At 52.7% G+C, this 539-nt stretch carries 1 protein-coding gene; it reads left to right on the forward strand.

Annotation, left to right across the window (positions count from 1 at the left end):
- Window positions 1–539, forward strand: a 539-nt coding sequence (gene istA, locus IE070_RS16545) for an IS21 family transposase (protein ID WP_189484287.1), incomplete at both ends; no start/stop codon positions are given.

The raw sequence follows: 539 nt of genomic DNA on the forward strand, positions 1-539 counted from the left end.
CATAAAACTCAGCATAAACCGCTGCCTAACTGGGCGGGTGTCTATCAGGAACTCAAAGCACCTGGCCGCAAAGGCGTCACCTTAGAGCTGCTGTGGCAGGAGTATGCCGAACGAAGCCCTGAACAACATTACAGTTACAACCACTTCTGTCGTCTTTATAAAGAGTGGGCGGCCGTATTGCAGCCCTCTATGCGACAAATCCACCTGGCGGGCGAAAAGCTCTTTGTCGACTACTGCGGCCAAACCATGCCGATTGTTGATCCTGATACCGGTGAAATTACCTGTCGTGCGCAGATCTTCGTGGCGGTGTTGGGTGCGTCCAATTACACCTTCGCCGAAGCCACCCGTTCACAACAGTTGGAAGACTGGATCATGAGCCATAAACGTGCCTTTGAGTTCTTCGGTGGCGTACCGCAATTAGTGGTACCTGATTGTTTAAAAAGTGCAGTCAGCGTGGCTCGCAATACCGATCCCGATCTCAATCCAACCTATCAAATGCTGGCGGCCCACTTCGGCACTGCCATCATGCCAGCCAGACC

The sequence above is a fragment of the Alishewanella tabrizica genome (assembly GCF_014652375.1).
Classification (GTDB): domain Bacteria; phylum Pseudomonadota; class Gammaproteobacteria; order Enterobacterales; family Alteromonadaceae; genus Alishewanella; species Alishewanella tabrizica.